Genomic DNA, 5,217 nt, shown 5'->3' with positions numbered 1-5,217 from the left:
GAGGAGGGCGGGGGGCCCGCCGGGGCCCCGGCCCGCGCGTCGAGGGCGGACCTCAGCAGCCGGGCCTCGTCGGCCGGAGAGCCCCGCTCCGCGCCGCGCGGCAGATGCGGGCCCAGGGCGTGGTAGCCGTCGAGGATCTCGATGACGCGCCGGTGGAGCCGGTAGTCGAGGCCGGCCGGCGGGAGCAGGTCCAGCGGCCGCCTGGGCGGCGGTTCGAGGGCGATCGCCGGCACCGCCTCGTACAGGGCCCACCACAGGGGGCGCAGCCGCAGGTAGGAGCGGTAGCCGCGCAGCCGGCCGGAGAGGGCGGGGCCCCAGGACGGCACCGTCCAGCCGAACACCTGCAGCAGCGCCCCCACGCTCCCGGCCAGCCAGTAGGCGGGTTCCCAGGCGCTCATGTCGTGGCCGAGCTGGGTGCCGGCGATCTGGGTGTAGCGGATGGCGCAGTAGAGCAGGATGAGCGAGGCGCCGGCGGTGACCGTCCACATGCCCGCGCGCAGCCAGGTGCGGCGGGCGATGAGCGCGTAGCGGTAGGACAGCCGTACGGCCCCGACCTGCCCCACCGCGCAGACGGTGATGTAGAGGAGCAGGTATCCCGCGTAGTCGCGGTCGCGCATGTTGCTCAGCAGGGTGCCCTCGGCGGAGGCGGTCTGCCGGTAGGGCTCCACGACGAAGAACAGCACGACCAGGACCGCCAGCGCGGCGGAGAACGCCAGCACGCGCCGCCGGGCCAGTACCGCCGCCCGCTCGGGCGGGTGCGACCAGTGGACCAGTACGACCTGCTGGGCGGCCGTCAGCACGACCACCGCGGCCTGCGTCAGGAGCGTGGTGAGGTTCGGGTAGCCGAACAGGCGGGAGACGTCGTCGCGCAGCCAGTTGAGGTCGATGAGGAAGCTGATCCCGGAGCACAGGAAGTAGGTCTCCAGGGCCCACAGGGCCGGATCACCCCTGCGCCGCAGGAGCTCGGGGAGCTTGTAGCAGAACGCGGCGAGCCCGACGAGGGCGCACAGGTGGGACAGGGCGTCGTAGATCATCCGCGGCCGACGACGCTTTCCACACGGGCCATCACGGTGGCGTCCTCGGGCGGCAGGGCGTCGGCGTCCTCCGGGCCGGGGACGGCCTTGCGGCGGGTGTGCGCCAGGAGGAGCGACGCCATCATCTCGGCCTCCTGCTCGGCCCGGTCGTCGTAGGCGGAGCGCTTCAGCGACCTGCGGACGAGATCCGGATCGGCCTCCGGGAAGAGGTGCGCCGGGACGGCCGGCCCGGGGAGCGCGCCGAAGTCGTGCTCGCAGATGATGTGGGAGAGCTCGTGGGCGATGATGTGCTCCTGGTGGGGCCTGCTGGTGTTCGCCCGGTAGACGATGACGTCCGTGTCCGGCAGGGCGATCCACAGGCCGTGGAGCAGCGGCTCCTCCAGCTCCATCGGGACGAGGCGGATGGTGCGCCCGCGCCGCCGCCCCACCTGTTCGCAGACGGCCGTGATACCCCCGGCACCGGTGGTGCCCGCGGCGTTTGCGGTGCCGTCGTGACCGGAGACGACGCCGATCTCGGCGAGGCGCCTCTCGCAGTCGCGCTGCATCTCCCGGAACCGGGCACGGCGGCGGCCCGGTAAGCGCAGGGGGGACGCTGCCACCGGCGTGTCCTTTCCGGCGCCTCCCGCTTCGCGCGGCGTCGCCTTCGGGGTCCTGGAGGCGGCGCCGCGGGGTGGTCGGCCGGGTGTCGGTTCTCGGCGCCTCCTGGGAGATCGTCACCAAACGCCGGGTCGTGCGCAACCCGATGCCGCGATTGCGGCACGGCCACCGGCAAGTTGGCTCAAAGACGCCCCCGGCCGCCGAGCCGTACGGCGGCCTCCCGCCTCAGCTTCCGTCCCCGCCGGGCGCGGAGGCCGCGTCCGCACGGGCACCGGCGCGCACCGCTTCGAGGTACTCGGTGATGGCGTCCCGGTTGCGGGTCAGGCATCTGATGCGCGCGGTCATGCGGTCGCGCTCCTCCTCCAGGGTCGCGAGCATCTCCGGCGTGGCGTCGGGGAAGTGGATGGCCCGGGGCTTGTCCAGGCACGGCAGGATCTGCCGGATGATCCGGGTCGGCAGTCCGGCGTCGAGCAGTCCTCTGACCTGCGCGACACGGTCCACGGTGGCCTCGCCGTACGACCGGTAGCCGTTCGCGCAGCGGCTGGAGACGATCAGCCCCTGCTCCTCGTAGTAGCGCAGCAGCCGCCGGGAGGCGCCGGTCCGCTCCGACAGTTCTCCGATGCGCATGTGACCGCCCTCACACTGTTCCGCGTTGACCCTCACACCGGTGTGAGGGTCCGAGCATGCACGGCATGACCACCCACACCATGCCGACGACCGCTTCCGGAAAGGAAGCCGGGGGCCGGAAGCTTCCCATGCCCGCGCTGCTCGCGCTGGCCACGGCCGTGTTCGTCACCAGCCTGACCGAGACGCTGCCCGCGGGCGTGCTGCCCGCCATGAGCGCGGACCTGGGCGTGGGCGAGTCCGCGGCGGGCCAGGCCGTGACCGTCTACGCGCTCGGGACCGCGCTCACCGCGATCCCCCTCACCGCGGCGACCGCCGGATGGCGGCGCAAACGGCTGCTGACGGCGGCGATGGCCGGCTTCGCCGTCGCCAACACCGTCACGGCGCTCTCGTCCTCCTACGCCCTCACCATGACGGCCCGGTTCGCCGCCGGGGTGGCCGCGGGGCTGGCCTGGGCACTGCTGGCCGGGTACGCCCGCCGCATGGCGCCCGTCCACCTCCAGGGCAGGGCGATCGCCGTCGCCATGGCCGGCATACCGGTCGCCCTGTCCCTGGGCGTGCCCGCGGGGACCTTCGTCGGTGGAGCGCTGGGCTGGCGAGCGGCCTTCCTGATCATGACCGGGCTCACCCTCGGCCTGCTCGTGTGGATCGCCGCGGTGGTGCCGGACTTCCCCGGGCAGCGGGCCGGGAACCGGCCTCCGCTGCTGCGGGTCCTCACCGTCCCCGGGGTGGCGCCGGTCCTGTTCGTCACCCTGGTGTTCGTGCTGGCCCACACCATTCTCTACGCCTACGTCGCCGTCCTCCTCGACCGGCTCGGAATGGGCGGCTCCACCGGCCTGGTGCTGCTGGTGTTCGGCGCCGCCTGCCTGGTGGGCATCTGGGCGGTCGGGGCTCACGTCAACCGCCGTCTGCGGGTTCTCGCCGTCGCGGGGGTCCTCCTGGTCGGCGCGGCGTCCGCCGTGCTGGCGGTGGCGGACGGCGGTGCCGTACCCGTCTACGCCGCCGCGATCCTGTGGGGTCTGGGCTGGGGAGGCGCCCCGACCCTCCTGCAGACCGCCGCGGGCGACGCCGCCGGCGAACAGGCGGACTCCGCACAGGCGATACTCGTCACCCTGTGGAACGCGGCCATGGCGGGAGGCGGGGTCGTCGGCGGTCTGCTCCTCGGGACGGCCGGTGCCTCCTCGCTCCCCTGGAGCGTCCTCGTCCTCCTGGTGCCGGTGTCGGCCGTCGTGCTCGCCGCGCGCACGCACGGTTTCCCCGCCGGGCGCGCGGGCACCGGGGCGTGAGCGGTCCTCAGCCCGTACGCAGCCCCGCCGCGAGTTCCGCGACGGCGGCGGAGGCGCGGGCGTGGAGGGAGCCGCCGAAGGTGACACGGGAGGCGCCCAGGGCGCCCAGTTCGGCGGGGGAGGGGGCGCCGGGGCGGCACAGGGCGTTGACCGGGACGCCGATCTCCGCGGCCAGCACCGGCAGGTGGTCCGGGGGCGCGGCGATGGGGTAGACGCACTCGGCGCCCGCCGCCGCGTACAGCCGCCCGCGCTCCACCGCCGCCGCCAGAGGGTCGCCGGTGCCGCGCAGATAGGTGTCGATCCGGGCGTTGACCAGCAGCCTTCCGTCCGCCGCCGCGCACACCGCGGCCAGCCTCTCCGCCTGGCGCCCCGGATCGGCCAGCCCCGGATCGGCCAACCCCCGTGCGGCCGGTCCGGAGTCCTCCAGGTTGCAGCCGACCGCCCCGGCCTCCAGCAGCCGCTCGGCGACCTCCCGCGGGGCCAGCCCGTAGCCCCGCTCGATGTCGGCGGTGACGGGGACGTCCACCGCGCGGACGATCCGGGCGACGGCCGCGAACATCTCGCCGGGTGGGGTGTCCTCACCGTCGGCGTACCCCAGGGTGGCGGCCACCGCGCTGCTGGAGGTGGCCAGCGCGGGGAAGCCCGCGCCGGCGAAGGCGCGGGCGCTCACCGCGTCCCAGACGTTGGGCAGGACCAGGGGCGCGTCGCGGTGGTGGAGGGCGCGGAAGGCGTCCACCGCGCCCCGGCCGCCACCGGTCACCGCCGGCCCTTGTCCCTGAGCGAGCCGGGCACGGCGCGGGTGGCCACCTGGAAGCGGTTCCAGGCGTTGATGGAGACGATCTGCGAGATCAGATGGGCCAGTTCGGTCTCCTCGAAGTTCTTCGCCGCCCGCTCGTAGACCTCGTCCGGGACGTAGTGCCCCTGCGGCGTGCCGCCGTCCAGCCGGGTGACCGCCTCGGTGAGGGCGAGGGCGGCCTGCTCCTTGTCGGTGTAGAGGCCGTGGGCCTCCTCCCAGGCGTCGAGCAGGTCCAGCTTGAGCTGGTCGATGCCCAGCTTGCGGGCGTCGGCCAGATGCATGTCGAGGCAGAAGGCGCACTTGTTGAGCTGCGAGGCGCGGGTCTTGACCAGTTCGGCGATGACCGGGTCCAGCCCCTTCGACGCCGCGGCCTCGAAGGCGGCCATCCCCTTGTACACCTCGGGGACGAGCTTCCAGAGGTTCATGCGCGGGCCGTGTTCGTGAACTGTCGTCATGGTGACGACCCTAGGCGGGCGTTAGCCCAGGAGTATGGTCCACTTCCATGCGGGAATCCTGGGCCAATCCGGCCGATGCTCCGGCCGGTGCTCCGGCCGACGGCCCGGCCGACGGGGCCGTCGGCGCCGGCAGCGACCTCCATCTGGACCTCGGCGGGCCGGGGGGCCTGAGGGCCTCCCTGATGCGTGCCCTGCGCGACGCCGTCCGCACCGGCCGCCTCGCCCCCGGCACCCGGCTGCCCTCCTCCCGCTCGCTCGCCGCCGACCTCGGCGTCGCCCGCAACACCGTGGCCGACGCCTACGCCGAACTCGTCGCCGAGGGCTGGCTGACGGCCCGCCAGGGATCGGGCACCCGCGTCGCACCGCGCGCCGAACCGGCCGCGCCGGCCGGCCCGCCGGGCGCGCGCCCCGCCGTCCCGCGCCAG

The 5,217-nt window shown here is 74.5% G+C and carries 7 protein-coding genes; 2 read left to right on the top strand and 5 right to left on the bottom strand.

Annotated elements, in window-relative coordinates; translation table 11 throughout:
- From L7D48_RS25365 to L7D48_RS25355, 3 genes are all read right to left on the bottom strand, one after another.
- Positions 1-1,034: MAB_1171c family putative transporter (locus L7D48_RS25365; protein WP_237882875.1), on the bottom strand; the 1,034-nt coding region annotated here is incomplete at its 3' end.
- Entirely contained in the window at positions 1,031-1,633 is a 603-nt protein-coding gene (locus tag L7D48_RS25360; protein ID WP_237882873.1) for an ImmA/IrrE family metallo-endopeptidase, read from the bottom strand. The genes L7D48_RS25360 and L7D48_RS25365, both read right to left, overlap by 4 nt.
- Before the next feature lie 223 nt (positions 1,634-1,856).
- Positions 1,857-2,258 carry a MerR family transcriptional regulator gene (locus tag L7D48_RS25355; RefSeq protein ID WP_237882871.1) on the bottom strand — a complete coding sequence of 134 codons (402 nt, stop codon included), beginning with the start codon at positions 2,256-2,258 and terminating at the stop codon, positions 1,857-1,859.
- A 65-nt stretch (positions 2,259-2,323) separates the two neighbouring features.
- On the opposite strand from L7D48_RS25355, the gene L7D48_RS25350 reads away from it, so the two are divergent.
- Positions 2,324-3,541, top strand: coding sequence for an MFS transporter (locus L7D48_RS25350; RefSeq protein ID WP_237882868.1), 1,218 nt, complete (start codon positions 2,324-2,326; stop codon positions 3,539-3,541).
- A 7-nt stretch (positions 3,542-3,548) separates the two neighbouring features.
- Here the strand turns inward: L7D48_RS25350 and L7D48_RS25345 are convergent, their stop codons facing one another.
- Both L7D48_RS25345 and L7D48_RS25340 read right to left on the bottom strand, forming a co-directional pair.
- Complete coding sequence (locus L7D48_RS25345) at positions 3,549-4,301, bottom strand: isocitrate lyase/phosphoenolpyruvate mutase family protein (protein WP_237882866.1); 753 nt, start codon at positions 4,299-4,301, stop codon at positions 3,549-3,551.
- On the bottom strand, positions 4,298-4,792 hold the full coding sequence (locus tag L7D48_RS25340; protein WP_237882864.1) for a carboxymuconolactone decarboxylase family protein: 495 nt from the start codon (positions 4,790-4,792) through the stop codon (positions 4,298-4,300). The genes L7D48_RS25345 and L7D48_RS25340 overlap by 4 nt, the downstream gene beginning before the upstream one ends.
- Positions 4,793-4,839: 47 nt before the next feature.
- Here L7D48_RS25340 and L7D48_RS25335 point away from each other — a divergent pair.
- The coding region (locus tag L7D48_RS25335; protein WP_237882863.1) for a GntR family transcriptional regulator at positions 4,840-5,217 on the top strand (378 nt) is incomplete at its 3' end.

The organism is Streptomyces sp. ICN903, from assembly GCF_022015835.1.
GTDB classification, from domain to species: Bacteria; Actinomycetota; Actinomycetes; order Streptomycetales; family Streptomycetaceae; genus Streptomyces; species Streptomyces fenghuangensis.
This window is presented reverse-complemented; position numbering and strand designations above follow the sequence as displayed.

Excerpts from the sequence above, each read along its gene's own strand:
- L7D48_RS25350 (WP_237882868.1), top strand. The coding sequence starts at position 2,324 with ATGACCACCCACACCATGCCGACGACCGCTTCCGGAAAGGAAGCCGGG.
- L7D48_RS25340 (WP_237882864.1), bottom strand. The coding sequence starts at position 4,792 with ATGACGACAGTTCACGAACACGGCCCGCGCATGAACCTCTGGAAGCTC.
- L7D48_RS25355 (WP_237882871.1), bottom strand. The coding sequence starts at position 2,258 with ATGCGCATCGGAGAACTGTCGGAGCGGACCGGCGCCTCCCGGCGGCTG.